The sequence below is a fragment of the Moorella naiadis (nom. illeg.) genome (genome assembly GCF_051020825.1).
Classification (GTDB): Bacteria; Bacillota; DSM-521; order Neomoorellales; family Neomoorellaceae; genus Neomoorella; species Neomoorella naiadis.
The window spans coordinates 1-19,637 of the sequence record NZ_JAXGFQ010000019.1 but is presented as its reverse complement, the minus strand read 5'-3'; the positions used below and the strand labels follow the sequence as shown (position 1 = coordinate 19,637).

Here is a 19,637-nt window from a genome sequence, read left to right as displayed (position 1 = left end):
CTTTCAGGAGCGTCACCTACTCGTGGCGCCAGCTGGCCAAGTAGCGTTCCTGTTCGTCCGTCAGGGTATCGATCTCCACCCCCAGGGAGCGCAGGCGCAGGGAAGCCACCCGGCGGTCGATTTCCGCGGTCACGGGAAGGACCCTGGCGGGCAGCTTGCCGGCGTTTTTCAGCAGGTAGTCCAATGAGAGGGCTTGAAGGGCGAAGGTGAGGTCCATGATCTCCGCCGGGTGACCGTCGGCGGCGGCGATATTCACCAGGCGCCCCTCGGCCAGAAGGTAGATGCGCCGGCCGTCTTCCAGGAGAAACTCCTCGATATTGCGGCGGGCCACCCGGCGGCTCCTGGCCATGGCCATCAGTTCCGGTTTATTTATTTCCACATCAAAATGACCGGCGTTAGCGAGGATTGCCCCGTCCTTCATCACGGCGTAGTGCTCGCCGCGGATGACATCCTTACAGCCGGTAACGGTGATAAAGAAATCCCCGTACCTGGACGCTTCCCCCATGGGCATGACCTGGAAACCGTCCATAAGGGCCTCGTTGGCGGCAATGGGGTTGACCTCGGTGACAATCACCCGAGCGCCCAGGCCCTTGGCCCGCATGGCTACCCCCTTGCCGCACCAGCCGTAGCCGGCCACGACCACGGTTTTGCCGCAGACCGTCAGGTTGGTGTTGCGCATGATCCCGTCCCAGGTGGATTGGCCGGTGCCGTAGCGGTTGTCAAAGAGGTGCTTGCAGTCACCGTTATTGACGGCGATCATGGGGAAGGCCAGGGCGCCCTCGCCTTCCATGGCCTGCAGGCGCAGAATGCCGGTAGTCGTCTCCTCGGCGCCGCCGATGACCTCCGGCAGGAGTTCCCGCCGGCCGGTATGGAGGAGGTGGACCAGGTCGCCACCGTCATCGATAACCAAATGGGGCCTGGTGTCCAGGACTTTGTTCAGGAAGGAGTTGTACTCTTCCGCCGTACAGCCGTGGCGGGCGTAAACGGTAACCCCCTGGCTGGCCAGCCCGGCGCACACGTCGTCCTGGGTGGAGAGGGGGTTGGAACCGCAGATGGCTACTTCCGCTCCCCCGGCCTTGATGACCAGGGCCAGGTAGGCGGTCTTGGCCTCCAGGTGCAGACAAATAGCCACCTGCTTGCCGGCAAAGGGACGGCGCTCCTCGAAGTCCCTACGAATTTCGTTTAAGATAGGCATGTTGTTGCGGACCCAATCGATCTTCAACCGGCCTTCAGGGGCCAGGTTGGGATCGCGAATAATTGATGCTGGCATCAGCGTTTCCTCCTTAAACTTTACACCTCAATCTTACCGGCGGCGAGGCTGCAGCGGCAGTTTCGCTGCCGGGGAATACCGGGTATAGTCTGCATAATAAGGTCGCGCAAATTTTTGCCATTCTTGTCCATGATCTCCAGGACTTCTTCATGGCTTAAAGGAGTGGCGGAGATGCCGGCTGCCATGTTGGTGACCATGGCGATGAGGCCGTAGCAGAGCCCTACCTCATGGGCCAGCACCACCTCGGGAACGTTAGTCATGCCCACCAGATCGCCACCCAGTTGCCGGATCATCCGGATCTCGGCCGGGGTTTCAAAACGCGGCCCTTCGGTGCAGGCGTAAACACCGCTGGTGTGAGCCTTGATGCCCAGGCGGGCGGCTGTATCTACCAGGACCTGGCCTAGCTCCGGGCAATAGGGGGTCGTGAAGTCGGTATGGACTACCCCCGTCTCGCCCCCTTCGAAAAAGGTATAAGTACGGGTTTTGGTAAAGTCCAAGAAGTCGTTGACAATAACAAAATCCCCCGGCCGGAATTCTGGATTGGTGGAACCCACCGCGGCCGTGGCCAGGACCCGTTCTACTTTTAGCATTTTCAAGGCCCAGATGTTGGCCCGGTAATTCACCCTGTGGGGCGGCACGGTGTGCTTATCCCCGTGACGGGGCATGAAGCCTATCTCCTCGCCCTGGTAGGTGCCAACCTTGAGGACGGCCGCACCATAGGGCGTTTCCACCATCTCTTCGTGGATGTTGGTCAGGATGTCGGGGTCGTAAACCCCTGAACCGCCGATAATAGCTATCCGCAATGTTCACTCCTCCATCCGGCCGTGGGCCTTCCCGGGCCCATATTTTATAATTAAATTAAAACCCCTTTGTCAGTGGAACTACGCCGTTCCTAAACAAGGGGCTCCATTACCATAAAATACCGTTGCTGTTTAAGAACTTTAAGATGTGACAGTTATATTTTAACATGGATAAATATTGAAGTCAAGATTGGCGTCCCCTGCGGCCGGCGAGATTACATAACAGCGACTGCCGGCCACAGGGGAAACTGTTTTTATTGTTTCAAGCGATAGAGTTTCTCCAGGTTCTCGGGCTCGAGGTAATGGGGACCACCCAGGGCCTGGCTGGCCAGGACGATGCCGGCGTAGTGTTCCACCGATTCCATACGGTAGAGGGCGGCCCAGATGTCCTGGCCCAGGGTCAGGACACCGTGGTTGCTGAGCAAAAAGGCGTCATGGCCCTGCCAGTAGGGGGCAAACTGGTCCACCAGCTCCGTGGTGGAAGGCGTCCCGTAGGGAACCAGGGCCACCTCCCCCACCATGACCACCATTTCCGGCATAGCCGTTATAGGCAGCTCCTTCCGGGCCACGGCAAAGGTGGTGGCGAAACGGGGATGGGCGTGAACGGCGGCCTGAATGTCCGGCCGCGCCCGGTAGGCCGCCAGGTGCATCTTCAACTCCGACGAAGGCTTCTGCTTACCCTCCAGGACGTTACCGTCCAGGTCCACGATCACCAGCTCGTCTGCCTGCAGGAAACCCTTGCTCACCCCGGTGGGGGTGGTGAGAATCCGATCGCCCGGCAAGCGAATGCTGATATTACCCTCATTACCATTGACCATGCCCCTCTGGTAGAGGCGCCGGCCTGCTTCCACGATTTGTTCTTTAAAGGTTGCTAACAATGTTTGTGTCACCTGCTTTCGCCGGTTAAAACCCGGGCGATATTTTGTTTATAGGGCGGCCGGATAACTCCTTTTTCTGTGATTATGGCGGTAACGTAGCGATAGGGAGTCACATCAAAGGCCGGGTTGAAAATACCAATCCCCTCCGGAGCCGTGGGCCGCAGGCCGAAGTGGCTGACCTCGTCCGGATCCCGCTCTTCAATGGGGATCTGGTCGCCGCCGGCCAGGCTCAAATCAAAGGTCGACGCCGGCGCTGCCACGTAAAAGGGAATGCCGTGTTCCCGGGCGAGGATGGCCACGCCGTAGGTGCCGATTTTGTTGGCCACATCGCCGTTGGCGGTGATACGGTCGGCGCCGACGATGACCGCCTGGACCCAGCCGTGGGCCATGACGGTGGCGGCCATGTTGTCAGTGATCAGGGTCACCGGGATGCCAGCCTGGTGCAGTTCCCAGCTGGTCAGGCGAGCTCCCTGAAGGAGGGGCCTGGTCTCGTCGGCAAAGACCTGCAACACCTTGCCCCGGGCGGCCAGGGTATAGATGGGGGCCAGGGCCGTACCGTACCGGGCAGTGGCCAGGGTGCCGGCGTTACAGTGGGTCAGTACGGCATCAGCGTCGGTTAAAAGGGTGGCACCGTTCTCCCCGATGGCCCGGCACATGGCCTCATCTTCATCCCGAATGGCCAGGGCCTCTTTAAGGACCAGCTCTTTCAGGGCTGTCACGTCTTCGGTGGTCGCTGCAGCCACCGCCTGCCGCACCCGCTTTAAGGCCCAGAAGAGGTTTACCGCCGTCGGCCGGGAAGAGGCCAGGTAATCGGCAGCCTTTTGTACCTCGGCCTCAAAGCCGGCCTTATCCCTGGCGTCAGAGTCCTTCACAGCCAGGTATAACCCCAGGGCCGCAGCAATGCCAATGGCCGGCGCTCCCCGGACCTTTAGCTTTTTAATGGCGTCCCACATCTCCGCCACTGTTTGCGGGTGGATAACTACCAGTTCTCCAGGCAAGCGGGTCTGGTCGATCATCTCCACCTGGCCGTCCCGCCAGCTGATAGGGGCAATGGGTTCATGCATTTAGGATACCTTCCCCGCCAGGGCCTTGATTTTACCTATAATCTCCTCCAGGCCGGTTCCCAGGACCAGGATGAGGCGTTCCAGGTTGATACGGTCGGGGATGGCAATCACATCGGGCAGTTCCCGGCAACCGGTCAGGGTGCGGCGCAGGTCGGCGTAAAAGTCGGCGTCCGTCTGGCGGTAGTCGGGCGGTACCGGCATGCTGGCCACTTTCAAGCCCAGGTCGGCACAGGCACGGCGGACCCGGTCGTTGTTACGCAGGTTGATCACGCACCGGGCGGCCGGGAAAAACTCCCGCACGGCCAGCAGGGTGCCACCCATGTAGTGGGAGCAGCCCATCTCCGGTTCGCCCAGGGTGGCTACCCGGCCTTTATAGCGCAAGAGGCGCCCAGGGATACCGGCAACGTCCTGCAGTTCCCTGGCCTCCGGCAGGCAGTAAGCCAGGTTGGCACCGATCTCGGGAATCAGGGCGACGATATTGGCTTCCTGGAGCTCCTTGACGGCCTGTCCCAGCTCCCGGCAAAGGTTGACCTGGGCGGGGGTGCGGGTGTCGTTCTTCAGAGCCAGGGCGTTAAAGAAGACCTCCCAGAAGCGGTCGACGGCCGGCGGCAGGAGTTCCTGCTCCGTCCCGTCCGCTTCCACCCAGACGCGCCCTGCCGCCGCCGGCACTACCTGCCCGATGACCTCTGCTTCCACGCCGGCTGCCTGGAAAGCCGCCAGCATCGCTTCCGCCTTTGCCGGGTCGCAGGTGAGGACCAGGGTTCCCTCGCTGATAACTTCATAGGGATTAAGGCCGAAGCACTGGCAAATAGCCCGGACGTCGGCCGGCACCGGTACCCTGGCGCGCTCGATGCGCAATCCCACGCCGGCAGCCTCGGCTACCTCCCACAAACCCCGGGCCAGGCCTCCCTCAGTGGCGTCGTGCATAGCGTGGACACCGCCAACCTTTACTGCTATGCCGGCTTCAGCTACTACGGACATTTCCCGCAGGCGCTTTTTACCCCGTTCTACCAGTTCCGGGGCGATGCCGGCCGCCAGGAGTTTCTCCCCCAGCTCACAGGCCACGAGGGCGGTGGCTTCGATGGCGGTCCCCTTGGTAATGATCACAGTATCGCCGACCTGTGCCCCGGCCGGGGTCACCACCTCCCGGCCCGTACCCCAGACGGTAATCCCGCCGATAGTCGGGATGGTGACGGCGCCGTAAAAGCCGGTATGGCCGCCGACAATGGTGATGCCCAGCTCCCGGGCATAAGTACTGATGCTGCGGACCAGGGCGGCGATATAGTCCTCAGAGGTGCCCGGCGGCAGTAAAAGCGAGTAGGTCATAAAACGCGGCTTGATTCCCATGACGGCCACGTCGCTGGCGCCGATGTGGACGGTAATCCAGCCGAAGTCGTCGGGGGAAGTCGTCGGCCCCGGGAAAATGGGATCCTCGGCGATGGCCAAGTATTCATCGCCAACTTTAAGTACCGCCGCGTCCACGCCCATGCGCGGCCCGACCACCACTTCAGGCGTCTCCGCTCCCGTGCAAGGCAAGATCGCCCGCCGGAAGAAATCGTCGTTTACTTTACCGATCATGGCTAATCCTGCTACAAACCTCCCTATTAGCACAGCAAAAATCTGTAAAAGAATTCACCACTTATACATCACCGTATACCTATCCTGTCTGAGCGACTAGCCCGGATGATTAAAAACCAGACAGCAAGTAGCGGTGCCCACAGCCGCAGGTCGCAGCCGGGCGGTTATGACCTGCCGGCCGGCGGGAACCCGGCCAGCCAGTTGCGGCCGAAGGCCAGGAAAACGCCCACCATCAGGCCCAGGATCAAGGCCACAGCTACATTGAGGGCCAAGCGAGGTCTTACCTGCATGGGTTCACTGAAACCATCGACGATCTTGGCCGGCTGCATGGCTGCCAGCTTATCCTGCAGGGTAAGATATTGCTGCATTAAACCTACCTTCTCCTGGGCCTGAAAGTCCTGCATCTGGGCGAGCTGCAAGGCGTAGATCTTTTGCTCGATTGCGCTCAAAGGGGCTTTCTGTAGACTGGCGATTAAGTCGTCAAACTTACCCTTATCTGTTTCGGATTGTTGCAGGTCAGTGGTTATTCTATGTAGATCTTCCTCCAGGGTCGCCCGGCGTTCTTTATAAATTTGGTTACGCTTGTCAATAAAAAGGGCCACTATCTTATCGGCCACCTTTGTTAGCTGGGCCGGGTCGCGGCCCTCCAGGGAAAACTGCAGGTAATCGGTATCCTTGACCGGCTGTCCGGTGGCCTTAAAAGTCAGGGGGTCGGCCTGGACGGCCAGCTGGTTCAGGGCCGCGGTTAACAGCGCCCGGCTCTCTAGTATCTCTTTGCCTTCACTCTGCACGGACTGCTTATTATCTAACCGCTCCATCTGTATCAGGGCCTCCACCCGGTAAACCCTGGGCAGCGCCAGGCTCGCCAGGACGGCAGCCACCGCGGCAATCAAAGTAACAACAGCAATCAGCACCCGCTGGCGCCAGAGAACTAATAAGAGCTCCCGCAGATCTATTTCGTCGTCATATAGCGGTGCTGTTTCGGCAGGTGGAACATTCATGGAAATGTTGTTTACTCCCTTCTACTAAATATACCAGCGTTACCCAATGACTTCTATTCGACACAACTCGGCAAGTTCCTTTTTCCCATGCGGTTAATGTCCCAAAAATATAAAAAGGCAAGGCCAGGACCTTGCCCAGTGCATTCATCGACTATAAAGCGCAATTATACCACCTCTACATTTAAGGAGATAAAGGTGGTGCTTTCTAATTTAAGGTAAAACCAGGATTTCGCCGGTATCATTTTTTATTTGAATGGTGGTCATTCCACCGGTTTTAGCCAGAGATGGCGTACCGGCTATTATTCCCCGGCTCCGCTGCCGCACTCGCTCTGCCTCTGCCAACCTATTAGATAAACTGTCGAGTTTATGCAGGCACAATAAATGATCGCCACCCTCCAGCTCGATCCTTGTATGAAATTCATGATCATCGATCGCGTCCCATGTTATTACCTTTTCCCTAACGACGTAGCCTGTACTTCCTGCATCACGACCACTGGGCTTACGTACACGTAGGGGAACAATAGTCATGTTGGGTCCAAAGATCAGAGGGATAGCCTTACGACTCCTATCGTCCGACCACGCTGCCGACTTTTGTTTGAAGTCAACTCCAATATATGATGCAATATGTCTAAGTAACGTCTTTGTACGGTAACGCTCTATGATCTTCCGCCCATCGTCCATCCATACCTGGGTATAATTGCCGCCGTCGTCGGCATACACCGGCACTAAACAACATAAATGAGGCAACTCCTTCTCCCGCAGCCAGCTGTAATAAGCCATTATCGTCACCCTCCCCTCGTTATAAACCAATTATCCTCATTCAACCGGCATTTATCAAGTCCGGTAAAAGGGCGATACAGTATTTTAGCGGCTCGTTTTCTACCATATTACGTTGCAATCGATACGGCTACATAGCAAAATACGTACGATACAAGTTGTAATAGCATATCTTTAATCATGTTATTTTATCAAGCGTCTCCCAACCATCCCTTGGCAATCTGTAACCCTATGCCTGTCATTCGCCACCGCTTGCCGTCCTGATCTATCCACCCCTCTTTTTTAGCCCGTTGCAGATAGGTGCTTACGCTGGCCACTACCGTAGATTTTTCCCGTAGTTCATCCTTCATTATCAGGCGAATGTCGTCCATGGTCGGCGCTTCCTTGTAGTAATAGTCTTTATAAAATACCACGAAAGCAACTAGTTCTTTGTTATTATTCAGCTTGGCCTTCGCTCTTAATTCAGCGATGGTCGGTATCGTTCTCGCCGTTTCAGATACCGCTTCTTCTTTTTCCGTCCCTTGAGCAGCAATGTTATCGCTCGCATCGATCCTTTCCAACATCTCAGGATCATCGCGCTGGCTGCAACTATCATTATTTTTTGTCTTCAGAAAGTCGTACAACCGGCTTTCGAGGATCTCCCTGATATGCTCCCGCTCGCCTTTCAGCTCAAGTTTCAGTTCCCGAGTTACGAGTTTTAGATAAATCTCTTTTTCCACCGCCTACACCCCCCAGGGCAAATAATTCAACTCAAATACAGTTTAGCATATCCTGCCAGCTGTCGTCAAGAAAAACTACGCGATTAAAAATTAATTGCAGGGAGTTTTGCGCTCATGTGTCGGCGCTGTGTTCATAGGGACCCGCAATCGCAGGTGGGCGACGAAAACATCGAACTGCTGCTCATGCACATATAAAAAGGGCGATGAAATAGGTCCATCATTTCATCGCCCAATTTTTTAATTGGAGGGAGCACCCGTGGGCTGAAAATAAATACGGAGGGCGCCCGCAGCCGCGTCAAGTGTGGAACAAGCTTCAGGAAAGCGCCTCAGGAACACAGCTGTTTCTCCAGGCTGTCCCACTGCTGCCAGTCTTCAAAGACAGGTTGATAGCCTTTTTTGAGGAGCAACTGCCGGATCTCCGCGACACTGCGCGGGTCGGAGATTTCGAATTGGGGCGCGGCGCCGTCGGGGTGGGCGTAGCCCCCCACCCTGGTAGAAGAGCCTGCCGACATTTTCGTGACCCCCAGGGGCAGGATATTATCCCGGAACGCCGGGCTTTCCCTGGTAGAAATGGTGATGCCGGCCCGGGGCAAAAACAGCCGGTGAGCCAGGAGGATCTGGACAAAACTCTTGTCATCCACGGGGTGTTCCGGTTGAAAGCCACCGATACTGGGCCGCAGGCGGGGTAAGGAAATGCTGATCTGCACCTCCCAGAACTTATGCTGCAAATAAGCGGCGTGCAGTCCGGTAAAAAAGGCCTCCCGGCGCCAGTCGGCCAGGCCCAGGAGGGCCCCCACCCCTACGGTCCGTATCCCGGCGCAGCAGCTCCTTTCCGGGGCGTCCAGCCGGTAGGGGTAATTGCTCTTGGGACCGCGGTGATAGCGGGCGTAGACCTGGGGGTCGTAGACCTCCTGAAACATGGTCAGGCCGTCTACCCCGGCGGCCACTAGTTCCCGGTACTCCTCTTTCTCCAGGGGGTAGACCTCGATACAAACGCTGCTGAAATACTTCTTTAAAATACTAACGCAATCTTTAATGTAGGCCACCGGGCTGTGCTGGCGCGATTCCCCCGTCAGGATGAGGATGTCCCGCATCCCCCTCGCGGCGATGGCCCGGGCCTCTTCCTCAACCTGTTCCAGGGTGAGCTTGGTCCGGGCGAACTTGTTGCCGGCATTAAAGCTGCAATAAGCGCAGCGGTTCACGCAGAAGTCCGAAAGGTACAAGGGCGTAAAAAGGAAGATAACCCGGCCGAAGTTCTTTAGGGTTAAGCTGTGGGCCTTCTGGGCCATCTCCTCCAGGAAGCCTGTGGCCGCCGGGGAGAGCAGAGTCAGGTAATCAGCCGGCTGCAGGTGCTCTTTGGCCAGGACCTGCCGGACATCGTCCGGAGTCCTGCCGGCAAGGAAGGCCGCAAAATCAAACCCATTATAGCGGTGGTAAACCTCTTCGTAAAAACCCATTCCCACCACCCCTTTCATAATATGCCCATAGGTTAGATCTCCAGGTTTTATTTTGTCATAACAAACCACAACCACTTCCCCGAGCCGAAGTGATCAAACCAGGAACCCGGTCAAGGGCGAGGACGCCTCGGCCAACTCCCGGGTCGGCGCCAGGCCCGACAGGTAGGCAGTCCTGCCGGCCGCCACTGCCAGGCTGAAGGCCCTGGCCATGGCCACCGGGTCCCGGGCCGTGGCGATAGCAGTATTCACCAGTACCGCCGCCGCCCCCATCTCCATAGCCTCGGCCGCCTCCGAGGGTTTGCCTATACCGGCGTCAACAATAATGGGTAGGTCAATCTCTTCTATTAAAATACGAATCATCTCCCGGGTCTTCAGGCCCCGGTTGGAGCCGATGGGGGCCCCCAGGGGCATGACGGCCGCCGCCCCGGCTTCCTTTAAGCGTTTGGCCGCCATCAAGTCGGGATTCATGTAGGGCAGCACCACAAAGCCTTCCCCAGCCAGGACCTCGGTGGCTTTAATCGTCTCCATGTTGTCCGGCAGCAGGTAGCGCTGGTCGGCCACCACCTCGATCTTTACCCAATCGCCGCAGCCGGCGGCCCGGGCGATGCGGGCGATTTTGATGGCCTCCGCGGCGGTCCGGGCGCCGGAAGTGTTGGGCATCAGGGTGCAGCCGGCAGGGATATACGCCAGCTCATTCTCCCCGGGGTTATCCAGGTCCACCCGCCGCAGGGCGACGGTGACCACCTGGGTGCCAGATTGGCGCACAGCCTCCCCCATGATTGCGTGGCTGGCAAATTTACCGGTGCCGATAAACAGCCTGCTGGTCAATTCCTTATCGCCGATAATCAATTTATCGGTCATGTTTATCCCCTCCGAATTAGATATGGCCTTTTAACCGCCACCAACGATTCTGATTACCTCTACCTCGTCATTTTCCTTGATCACAAAATTGCACCAGGCCTCCCGCTTTACTACCTCGGAGTTGACGGCCACCACCACGGCAGCAGAGGCTATGTTTTTCGTGATCAGCAGTTGCTCCAGCGTCATGCCTCCGGGCAAGTCTTCGGCCCGGCCGTTTAAAAGGATCTGCAACGGCTCTCCCCCTTTCTCCTCATTGCATTACTCTACTGCAGGGCCGGCGGTACAGGCTTAAGCCATACAAAAATCGGAGCTTCCGCCGGGAAGCTCCGATCTAGTTCGCACTAATCATCATAACTCCCTACGGTGGCATTACCCACATCAGGTTCAACGGGTTAGGCCTTACGCCCTCTCAGCCTTGCGGCACCCCTGGCGATGATTTAATTTACTATAATCTTACTACCGGATTCCGGTTTTGTAAAGGTATACCACCGGTAAGGCGGCTGTATTTTTGCAGTGCCAGCCCGGATAATCCCTAGTACTGCAGCGTAATTTGCTTCCTGACCCTAGCAATCGTCTGGCCCCAATACAAGAGCACAGCCTCTTTTTCCGGCGAGCCCCCTACGCCGCTTGCACACCACCGGTAAAAGTTTACGCTGTAGTACTATTATTACACGATAATTCTTGGCTTTTATCAATCGAAACCGCACCATTGTACGTGTCAAAGACCGGGCTGGCTGTACCGGTCGCAGGTGCCGTCCAGCCAGTTTACGCCGCCAGCGCGAGCAGAGCGGATGTAGCGAGGAACCGAGATTTTCGACAGCTACTCCCTATTGTTTCACCTCAGTTAGATCCTACGCCCCTGTTACCTGCATCCCAGTATGTCCTCAAGGGGCTGGCGCAATTCGACAGGTATAGTGGCAATTTTAACCCGGCGGCCTTCCAGGTCCGCCTTGCCCACCATTACCAGGGCCTGCGACCAGAGACGGCCCAGGGGGGACCTGGGGAGCTCCTTCTGCCAGAAGAAACCTTCCCCTTTTAAGGAGCCGAAGATACGGGTAATAGCATTCAGCCGGCTCCAGCCGCCCTTCTGCAACAAATACCTCAGTAACTCCCGTTCAACCCCGTCCAGCTCACCTATAGCCTTTGCCAGGTTATCGTGGGAAGAAAGGTACTCCGCCAGCTGCTTTTCCCGCTCGCGCCGCAGCCGGGCCAGTTCCAGGCCGTACCGGCTGCAGGCGCCGTCCAGCCAGTTGGCAGGCATATTCTTTAAACCTCGCAGGAGGGAAGGGTCCTGGGGGAGGGTTTTGGCTTCTATTTGCTCCCGCGCTCCCTCCTCATAAAACCTCATGGCTTCCTCAGGCAGCCTGAGGAATAGCTCCCTTTTCTGGAATTCCTGCTCCAGCAGGTTCAGCTTCTGCCGAAAGTCTTCACTCAGCCCCTCCCTGTCGATCTGCTCCAGGGTAGCGCGGGCCTCATCGTACCTTTCCATCTGGAGCATCAAGGCGGCATAATTGAAGAGCACCGCCGGGTCTTCCGGGGCCATCTCTTTTAGGGAGGCCATAATGGGCAGGGCTTCTGCCGTTTCGCCCTTCTGGCGCAGGAGATTGGCCAGGGCCATCATGGCGCGGAAGTAGTATTTCCCTTGCTGGAATAAGTCCTGCAGCAGTTTGATGGCCGCATCCACCTGGCCTTCATCCCGCAGCGCAAAGGCCTTTTCGACTATAACGTCCAGCTCGGGATCAGGTTCCAGCACCACCGGAGTTTTCTTGATTTCTACGAGCCTCTTTTCCCCATTAATAAACATAGGGATCGGCTCTCCCTCTTTTAACAACCCCTGTTCAATGAAAGCCTCCGCCGCCGCCATTTTAGCTGCCGGCACAAAGTCGGGCGCCTCTAGTATCTTCCATCTCAGCTTTTCCCCCCAGGCACCGGTGTTATCTACCAGGGAACGGGTGACCACACTGACCCCTGGCCTTTCTCCTGCCGTAAGGATATAGGCAAGCAGCTCCATGAGGATATAACCGTCCTGAAGATAGCGGTGCTGTTCTTCTGCATCGGCGGCACAGGCCTCGATAATTGCTCCCAGTTCCTTGTGATCGTGCATTTTATAGCCCATGGTAAAGGGCGGGATGACGCCGCTCTCCACCAATAAAGCCACCTGCTGCATGGCAGCAAACAGGGGATATTCTGCGGCTATGGAAACCCACAGGTTCGCCGCCCGCTTATAACGGCCCAGGTTAAAACAGGCCACCCCGGCCAGGAACTTGTTTTCCCAGTTAACATGATAGCTCTCCCAGCGGCGATACAGCTCCAATACCTGGTGGTGATCGTTCAAAGCAGCCGCCGCCCGCATGACAAACACCGTGTACTCCCGAAAGAAACGTGGCACCTGGCTGCGACTGCGATGGTATTCCGCCAGGCCCCTATCAAAACTACGGACCGCTTGCTTGAGGTACTGCCGGGCCGTCTCGACCTGCCCCTGGGTTGCGTAAATGCTGGCGGCCAGGGCATAGGTAAAGGGATTGGCGCCCCTGTCCCTTCCCTCCGTAGTGAAGGTCGGCTGGATTACCTCCAGGGCGCTCTGGGGGTCACCGGCCTGGAAGAGGGCAAAGGCCAGGTTGTTGCGAGTCGGCACAACGTCTTCTTTGGCCAGGGCAGCGCTAAAGGTTTTTACCGCGCCTTTAAAATCCTTTTTCGCTAGCAACTTCTGCCCCTGGGATACAAGTTCTTCAGCTCGCATTTGCTTCATAGAAATATTCCCCACACTTGGCCGTATTTTGCCTTACTTTTTTCGACAAAGGGTGAGGAATTTCCTGCCAGCACGGTAAAAATAAAAGGGCCGAGCATCGCTCAGCCTTCTCCGGATTATCATTTGTAAAGGAAGCGGCCCTGGATGTAAAGGAAAACGATAGGTGAAATTCAAGAACAGAATTAACCCGCTGCTTTTACAGGTTTTTCCCTAACCAATTTTATCGCCTGGAGGCAGGGTTCTTACTACGTCGACGTCCATGCAGCCAACGCGGCACGATGAAAATGGTATACGGTGTTATTTTCGAGGTAGAATCTTAATTTCCGTCCATCATAATAATTAAGGATTTCTACATACAAGCCAGGGATAGGCTGGTGAGGAAAGAAGCGGTAAGCGTCCCGCACTTACCGCTTCTTTAACCGGTAACAACGCAGCATGGTTTTAAGACCGGGTGGGCGGCTGGAAGGGGGTAGGCGGGGCTTGATCGTTGTGGGCGGAGAGGTACTTGAAATACTGAGCTACATAGTAATTCATCCCCGTCAGCGGCCGGCCGCGCACGGCCGCGTTCCACATAGCCCTGGTCTCCGGGCTCTCCCCATGCCAGCTGGTCACCGCCTGGGTGAAGTAACCCCTGATCTTTTCTTGGTTCACTGTATTGGGGTTCATGGGGATGGTATAACGCCGGGCGTAGTTAATCCCCTTCCACTTGGCGAAGACCAGTGCCCTTCCCAGGGCGCCGCTGGCATCCATAGACATGAGCGGCGCGGTAACTTTAGCCATTATGCTCACCTCCTTTCGCCCCTTATTCTAGCAGGGGCTAAGGGAGGTGACTAATTTCGTCGTTGTCCGGTGCCGGGTCATTAATTTACGTTATCAGCCGGGATAAGCGCAAGATTCGGCCGTCCGGGTAACAAGGCAAGCCCCAGACCTGGCGTAAGGCGAGCAAATATTAAAGTTACTACCAGGGGCCAGTCGTGGTTAAAATTAAATAACACTTAACGCGATCTGACAAACATACCCACACCTTCTCCGCTCCTGCTCCGTTTATGGGTAAATTTCTGTAGTAACACAAGGGGGAATTGGGGCCGCCAGGGCGAGAAATCCCCGCCGTTTCATAGCAGGACAGGATAATCATGCTCCGCGCCAGGTCGACGATCTTTACCGGCTTGCCCATATCCAGAACGAAGATCTCTCCGCCGCGGGAGAGGGTTCCGGCCTGGATGACCAGCTGCACCGCTTCGGGGAGGGTCATAAAACAGCGGGTCATCTCCGGGTTGGTCACCGTCACCGGGCCGCCGGCGGCGATCTGGCGCTGGAACAGGGGCACTACACTGCCCCGGCTGCCCAGGACATTGCCGAAACGTACGGTGGCAAAAAGGGTTTTACTGCTCCGGGCTATCTGGTATAATAGCTTTACAACAAAGCACCCGGGGAAATACACAGGTGGTTAAATGCTCATTACCAGGTTAGTATGGAATGAGGAAATTATTGAGCATATAGCCAAACATGATGTCACCCCTGAAGAAGTCGAGGAAGTCTGCTTTGGCCAACCGCTAATCCTAAAAAACAAGCAACCAACTAAAGGGTTAAACCCTATTTATTACGCCCTTGGCCAAACTGAATCAGGAAGATACTTAATCGTAATGTTTATCTACCTTAACAAAGGGCAAGCCATGGTAATAACTGCGCGCGATATGAATAAAGCGGAAAGAAAGCAGCTTTATCAAAGGAGGGGCTAAAGTGAACAGGAAAAATAGGGAAAATAAAATACCTGATTTTACTACTATCAAAGAGGCCAGGGATTTCCTGGAAAAAAATTCGTTGGTCGACTTTGCCGCCAACTTGGAAGAAGTCAAAGATGTCCATTTTACAGGCAGGAATAACCTGGTAGTAACTCTTAACCTGGAAAAGGAAGATTTAAAACGTCTACGCCTGCTGGCCCGCAAAAAAGGCACAAAGTATGCTGATCTGATTACCATTTGGGTAAAAGAACACCTGAGGGAAGGTTAATAGTCACCAGCCGAGTTTAATACTATGCTAAATCTGGCGATAGCATAACAACCTCTCCCCTATTACTTTCCACAGCATTTTTTTATACTTCTTGCCTCTGCCGCAGGGACAAGGATCATTGCGCCCGGTCTTGAGGCCCTTACGACGGTAGGTGCCGGTATTGTTCCAAGAAGAGCTAATCAGGGCGGCAAACCTGATCACCGGCGTCTTTCTCCTGGACCAAAAGATGCGGCCGGAAGAGCTGGTTGGACGGCTGCAGAAACTGGCGGGGGTCTTAAGGCGGCTCACGCCTGACGAGTTCCGCCATATCACCAGCTGGCTGAAGAACGTCGTCAAGCCCAGAATGCCTGAAGGTTTTAAGGAAAAGGTTGACCGCATCCTGGACGCAAGCAATCCCTGGGAGGTGGAACGGATGATTTACAACCTGGAATTGACCCTGGAAGAGATGCAGCAGCAGGCTTTGCTAAAAGGCTTAAGAGAAGGCGAACAGAAGGGGAAATTGGAAGGGAAATTGGAAGGAAAACGAGAAGTAGCCCGGAACCTGCTCCTGCTCAACGTCGATATAGAGACCATTGTTAAAGCTACGGGGCTTACGCCGGACGAGATCGCCGTGTTGAAGAAACAGCTGGAACAGTGATTTTTTGCTGGCCGCAAATTCAGGAAAAGGCCTGCCTATCCACCGGGGCGGGCTTTTGTTATTATAACTTGCCGGAGCCTGCAGCCCTTTGCCGGCAATTTTGTCCTCGTCAGCCATGGTGCTCACCTCCTTTCGCCCCCCATTCTAGCAGGGGCTAAAGGAAGTGGTTAATTTCGTCTGCGGCCGGGAACCCGGCTGACGTAAACTTTACCGTGAGGATGCGAAGGACTACCTGCCAGTCTAAGTTCCTTGCCTGAAAAAAGTTTCCCGTAGCGCGAGAAAGTATTAAAGTTAGTACAACAATACGGCGGCGGCATGTACAGACGGCTGCCGGTACAGTAGGACTTATCCCTGGTGTTAAATTGCACTTAACGGGTTATTACGAACATCACCGTACCATCGCCGTACCCACTCCGTTTAATGAACGCAGAGACCATAAAGTTGTATTAAACACCAGCTTTATTTTCCCCAGCCGCCTCGCCCGGCAGTTATATCCAGCCGCATCTGCTCCCCTATGACCCTGGTATAACTCAACCGTTAAATCCCCGCGGCCTGCGGCGGTGCCACTGCCAAGCCGTAGCAATGATGTCCTCCAGTTCTGTATACCGCGGTCGCCAGCCTAACTCCGCCATGGCTTTTCCTGCCGCGGCTACCAGCACCGCCGGGCCGCCCGGCCGCCCGAGGAGGTGCAAAGGGTCATGGAATTAACCACATCCTGGCATTTAAAAGGCTGGCAGCAGGGCCGGCAGGAAATACTTTTAAGGCCCATTTTCATCCGCTACAGTTGCAAGGTAATCGTGACCCTTTTCTACATCCGGGAGAATAAACCGGCATCCCAGGGCATCCATGGGATCAAACATTAAAATGCGCCAGAATGTCTTGCGGGCGGCATCAAACTGGCCCAGGCGCCACTGGCAGAGGCCTAGCCCGTGCAGGGCGCGCAGAAAAGGGCGATTATTTATCCAGCTCCACGGAAGCAGTCCGTTAAAGCCTGGCGGCAGGGCCTGCTCGCCAACTTTAACCCCTGCGAGGTAACGTTGCATCGCTCTTTTTGCATGCCAGGCGCTGCGCCCATCTCCAAATGTATATGTGCCCAGGTGGACAAAGGCATCAATGCAGCGCAGATCTTTGGTCAGGCACCCCTGCAAAATTTCCCACGTTTTATCAATATTACCCTGTTGGGCGTATTCAACCGCCAGGGATATAGGGTCCTCCATATTCTCAGGATCTGCCCCCGGGATAATTTGCTCCATTTCAAATACCTCACGGGGACCTGCTTTCAGAACAGCAATTACCCACTCAGGTAAAGACGAAGGCAATTCCCGGTCCGGCTCAATTTCCCACAGCTCGGCAAAGTAATAAAAAGAATCCCAGGTGCCATGCGAGTACAGTCTCAGGGGAACAGGTGTTAATACAGAACCGTCTATGTAAGAATCAATGACCTTGCAAGAGAGATAAGTATGCTTCTTGTATTCCCATTCCTTATTAGGGATGACCCTGAGGATTTCTCCCTCCGTTTCATCCCTGACGCCTCCGACCGGCCGCAAGATAATAATCTCCCGTTCCGGTAACCGGAGGCAGCGCAGATTTGTCATTCCTGCCGCCAAAACGATTAGTTCTATTAAATCCGGCATAATCATACCCACCCTATCCCTGCGGTTATTATAGTTGCTTCTTTTCCTAATAGGCTATCCGGCTATTTCCAGGCGCCGGCATCACGGAAAAGACTCGCCGCCCACAGGAAAGCATTCTCGTAAATAATGTCCTTGTCCAGGGGTTCGAGAAGGGCTACCTGCTTTATGCGCTCATGTACCTCCTGTACGGATACCAGTTTTACCGGCATTCCCTCTTCTCTGGCTTTACTCACTGTTTCAAGCACTAATTTGTTGGACGGCAGGAAACACCAGATCTCATAGACCACCTGGTATTTCATTTCCCATTGCAATGCTGCAAACTCTGCATAGCGCTGGAGAGCGGCAACTTTTTTCTGTACCCGGCGTAACCTTGTTTGCAGTTTCTCTTTTGCTGCAAAATGGTATGTACTGGAAAAATCCATGCCGTAAATTTCTCCAGGTTTATGGGCAAAAGCCACTACCGGGACAATATTTTCCCCGGGAATATCCAGGCTCACCGTACAGCCTTTTACCATTTCATAATAGGCCAGGATAAAACCGCGTTCAATATCTGCCTTCAGGTATTTAGGTAATTTGCGCACTATATTGTCCTCCGTGAAAAAGTGCTTGGGTTCGACCGTTACGCGCCGGCGTCAACCGTACTACAGGGTTCTTACCTATTCCCACTACCAGGCGGAGCAGGCTATCAGTTTATGGGTAGTATTGGAGGACCATTCACCTGGACCAGTAAGGCAAAAAATAGCTTTAGGTTGGCGATAAAACTTTTCCAATGTCCATACTATGTCGGCAATGACCAGGTCGGGAAAAATACTTGCTCTGCCCCGCTTTCAACTCTTTGTAAAAGGGCTGAACACCGCCGCGCCCGCATATTCCAACTGGCCCAGTTCCGCTTCATCCACGAATATATAGGTAGTATCGCACTCCCCCAACAGTTCCCCCAAGGCAGAAATGGCATGGAAGGCATGGCCCCACATGGCTGTAGTGATACGTTAGTATTTGGGGTGGGGCCCGATGTATGTAAATTTATAGTGGATTCGATAGCTATATGCGAGCGCATAGTGCCATCCGAGATAAGACAAATCTCCCTTAAACTTTTCTATCTTACCTCCCGGAGCAGGGAATCCGGCGGCCGGTTGCCACGTTTCAACGCAGGTAGTTATGCCTTATTATCTTGATGGCGGACTGCAAGGCTTTGGGAAGACGACCGGCGCTTTCAAAGACCTGGGTTGCCGTGGATTCATCGTAGGTGTGGGAAGTACGGTTACGGTCTTCCAGCAATTCGAACCAGAGGTCAATGTCCTCCAGCAAGCCCGCATCATAAGCGGCACGGATGGCCTGCCGGGGAGAGTTTACCTCCAAGCCTTCTATCCTGGCCACTTTCCGGAAAAGTTTCCATGCCAGTTCAAAGGTTTACTCGAAGCGTTGAATGGTAGCATCGCGCACGATGACGGAAAAGGGCTGCGCCAGAGCCTCTTCAAGGGTAGCAAGGGCCTGTTCAAGGGTTTCTAGGCGAAGAGCGAGTTCCGCTTTTTTTCTTCCATACTTCCACCTTCTTCAGGGCGTTTTGCGCGAATTCCCCGGCTACCCCGCGGAAATTCACAAGGTCGACCTTCCCGGGTATGGGCAATTCCTCTAATTCATGTTTTAGCGCTGCCAGAATCGTCCCCTGTACCGGCTCATCCGCATCATAGCCTATATGTGCTATGTCAAGAGAAAGTAGAGAAATTAAGCGCATAATAACCTGACATTGAGGGCGCACTTCGTCCCCGGTAGGAACTCGGCTACCGGAACTTCCCGCCAGGATTTGTGCTTATGTTTGGGCTTCAGTGCCTTGATATTAGCTGCAATGGTCTGTCCTTCGCCCCGATAGACCTCAGCCGGGGTTAAGCCTCCCAGGCTCTGGTGGGGGCGGACATGATTATGCTGATAGGTCTCTTCCGCCAGCATACTCAGTAGCTCTACTAGAGTGGTGGTGCCTGTAATGCGAGTGACCACATGATTCTCAACATCACGGAACACTCGTTCGATCTTGGCGTTGCAACGCGGGTAATAAGGGATGCTCTTCAGGTGATAGATACCCTCCTGCTTTAGATAAGCGGCGAACTGGTCTTTAAACTGGGTCCCTCGGTCGGTCTTTAGGGCCACCGGCTTACCGTATTGCTGGATAGCTATCGCCAGGGTGGCTATGGCTAAAGCGGTTGT

At 55.2% G+C, this 19,637-nt stretch carries 21 protein-coding genes, 2 pseudogenes and 1 riboswitch; of the genes and pseudogenes, 3 read left to right on the top strand and 20 right to left on the bottom strand.

What is annotated here, in order from left to right; translation table 11 throughout:
- Positions 1 to 16: 16 nt before the first annotated feature.
- The 14 genes and pseudogenes from SDD30_RS12065 to SDD30_RS12000 form a co-directional block, all read right to left on the bottom strand.
- On the bottom strand, positions 17 to 1,270 hold the full coding sequence (locus SDD30_RS12065; RefSeq protein WP_434075169.1) for an adenosylhomocysteinase: 1,254 nt from the start codon (positions 1,268 to 1,270) through the stop codon (positions 17 to 19).
- 20 nt (positions 1,271 to 1,290) lie between these two features.
- The gene (mtnP, locus tag SDD30_RS12060) at positions 1,291 to 2,073 is read right to left on the bottom strand and encodes an S-methyl-5'-thioadenosine phosphorylase (RefSeq protein WP_434075168.1); all 783 of its coding nucleotides are present in this window, start codon (positions 2,071 to 2,073) and stop codon (positions 1,291 to 1,293) included.
- 251 nt (positions 2,074 to 2,324) lie between these two features.
- A complete protein-coding gene (locus SDD30_RS12055) occupies positions 2,325 to 2,948 on the bottom strand; it encodes a class II aldolase/adducin family protein (protein WP_434075167.1) in 624 nt (207 codons plus the stop codon).
- An 8-nt stretch (positions 2,949 to 2,956) separates the two neighbouring features.
- Complete coding sequence (gene mtnA / locus SDD30_RS12050; protein ID WP_434075166.1) at positions 2,957 to 4,012, bottom strand: S-methyl-5-thioribose-1-phosphate isomerase; 1,056 nt, start codon at positions 4,010 to 4,012, stop codon at positions 2,957 to 2,959.
- Entirely contained in the window at positions 4,013 to 5,590 is a 1,578-nt protein-coding gene (locus SDD30_RS12045) for a thiamine-phosphate synthase family protein (protein WP_434075165.1), read from the bottom strand. It abuts the gene before it with no gap.
- A 164-nt stretch (positions 5,591 to 5,754) separates the two neighbouring features.
- Positions 5,755 to 6,591, bottom strand: a complete 837-nt coding sequence (locus SDD30_RS12040; protein WP_434075164.1) for a Wzz/FepE/Etk N-terminal domain-containing protein — start codon at positions 6,589 to 6,591, stop codon at positions 5,755 to 5,757.
- A 210-nt stretch (positions 6,592 to 6,801) separates the two neighbouring features.
- Entirely contained in the window at positions 6,802 to 7,371 is a 570-nt protein-coding gene (locus SDD30_RS12035) for a hypothetical protein (RefSeq protein ID WP_434075163.1), read from the bottom strand.
- A 188-nt stretch (positions 7,372 to 7,559) separates the two neighbouring features.
- On the bottom strand, positions 7,560 to 8,087 hold the full coding sequence (locus tag SDD30_RS12030; RefSeq protein ID WP_434075162.1) for a hypothetical protein: 528 nt from the start codon (positions 8,085 to 8,087) through the stop codon (positions 7,560 to 7,562).
- Positions 8,088 to 8,413: 326 nt separating this feature from the next.
- Positions 8,414 to 9,544 (bottom strand): 2-iminoacetate synthase ThiH, encoded by a 1,131-nt coding sequence (thiH, locus tag SDD30_RS12025; protein ID WP_434075161.1) that lies wholly within the window; start codon positions 9,542 to 9,544, stop codon positions 8,414 to 8,416.
- A 93-nt stretch (positions 9,545 to 9,637) separates the two neighbouring features.
- Positions 9,638 to 10,405: a thiazole synthase gene (locus tag SDD30_RS12020; RefSeq protein WP_434075160.1), complete on the bottom strand. Its 768-nt coding sequence runs from the start codon at positions 10,403 to 10,405 to the stop codon at positions 9,638 to 9,640.
- Positions 10,406 to 10,435: 30 nt separating this feature from the next.
- Complete coding sequence (thiS, locus tag SDD30_RS12015; protein WP_434075159.1) at positions 10,436 to 10,636, bottom strand: sulfur carrier protein ThiS; 201 nt, start codon at positions 10,634 to 10,636, stop codon at positions 10,436 to 10,438.
- 107 nt (positions 10,637 to 10,743) lie between these two features.
- Positions 10,744 to 10,843: riboswitch (TPP riboswitch) on the bottom strand.
- Between the two features lie 424 nt (positions 10,844 to 11,267).
- The gene (locus tag SDD30_RS12010) at positions 11,268 to 13,154 is read right to left on the bottom strand and encodes a tetratricopeptide repeat protein (RefSeq protein WP_434075158.1); all 1,887 of its coding nucleotides are present in this window, start codon (positions 13,152 to 13,154) and stop codon (positions 11,268 to 11,270) included.
- 441 nt (positions 13,155 to 13,595) lie between these two features.
- Entirely contained in the window at positions 13,596 to 13,934 is a 339-nt protein-coding gene (locus tag SDD30_RS12005) for a hypothetical protein (RefSeq protein ID WP_434075157.1), read from the bottom strand.
- A 331-nt stretch (positions 13,935 to 14,265) separates the two neighbouring features.
- Positions 14,266 to 14,550: pseudogene (locus SDD30_RS12000) on the bottom strand (polysaccharide biosynthesis protein); the annotation flags it as partial.
- Between the two features lie 55 nt (positions 14,551 to 14,605).
- On the opposite strand from SDD30_RS12000, the gene SDD30_RS11995 reads away from it, so the two are divergent.
- Together SDD30_RS11995 and SDD30_RS11990 are read left to right on the top strand one after the other, a co-directional pair.
- Positions 14,606 to 14,893 carry a BrnT family toxin gene (locus SDD30_RS11995; RefSeq protein ID WP_434075156.1) on the top strand — a complete coding sequence of 96 codons (288 nt, stop codon included), beginning with the start codon at positions 14,606 to 14,608 and terminating at the stop codon, positions 14,891 to 14,893.
- Position 14,894: 1 nt separating this feature from the next.
- Positions 14,895 to 15,164 carry a CopG family antitoxin gene (locus tag SDD30_RS11990; RefSeq protein WP_434075155.1) on the top strand — a complete coding sequence of 90 codons (270 nt, stop codon included), beginning with the start codon at positions 14,895 to 14,897 and terminating at the stop codon, positions 15,162 to 15,164.
- 62 nt (positions 15,165 to 15,226) lie between these two features.
- On the opposite strand, the pseudogene SDD30_RS11985 reads toward SDD30_RS11990, so the two are convergent.
- A pseudogene (locus tag SDD30_RS11985) lies at positions 15,227 to 15,329 on the bottom strand (SEC-C metal-binding domain-containing protein); the annotation flags it as partial.
- Between the two features lie 61 nt (positions 15,330 to 15,390).
- Between SDD30_RS11985 and SDD30_RS11980 the strand changes: the two are divergent.
- Positions 15,391 to 15,801: an Rpn/YhgA-type helix-turn-helix domain-containing protein gene (locus SDD30_RS11980; protein ID WP_494517274.1), complete on the top strand. Its 411-nt coding sequence runs from the start codon at positions 15,391 to 15,393 to the stop codon at positions 15,799 to 15,801.
- A 530-nt stretch (positions 15,802 to 16,331) separates the two neighbouring features.
- Here SDD30_RS11980 and SDD30_RS11975 read toward each other — a convergent pair.
- The 5 genes from SDD30_RS11975 to SDD30_RS11955 form a co-directional block, all read right to left on the bottom strand.
- Positions 16,332 to 16,460, bottom strand: coding sequence for a hypothetical protein (locus SDD30_RS11975; RefSeq protein WP_434075154.1), 129 nt, complete (start codon positions 16,458 to 16,460; stop codon positions 16,332 to 16,334).
- 99 nt (positions 16,461 to 16,559) lie between these two features.
- Positions 16,560 to 17,435: a tetratricopeptide repeat protein gene (locus tag SDD30_RS11970; protein WP_434075153.1), complete on the bottom strand. Its 876-nt coding sequence runs from the start codon at positions 17,433 to 17,435 to the stop codon at positions 16,560 to 16,562.
- Positions 17,436 to 17,497: 62 nt separating this feature from the next.
- A complete protein-coding gene (locus SDD30_RS11965) occupies positions 17,498 to 18,016 on the bottom strand; it encodes a hypothetical protein (RefSeq protein ID WP_434075152.1) in 519 nt (172 codons plus the stop codon).
- A gap of 562 nt (positions 18,017 to 18,578) precedes the next feature.
- A complete protein-coding gene (locus SDD30_RS11960; protein ID WP_434075204.1) occupies positions 18,579 to 18,836 on the bottom strand; it encodes an HI0074 family nucleotidyltransferase substrate-binding subunit in 258 nt (85 codons plus the stop codon).
- 324 nt (positions 18,837 to 19,160) lie between these two features.
- Positions 19,161 to 19,637 (bottom strand): integrase core domain-containing protein (locus tag SDD30_RS11955; RefSeq protein WP_434075151.1); only part of this gene is annotated, 477 nt, incomplete at its 5' end.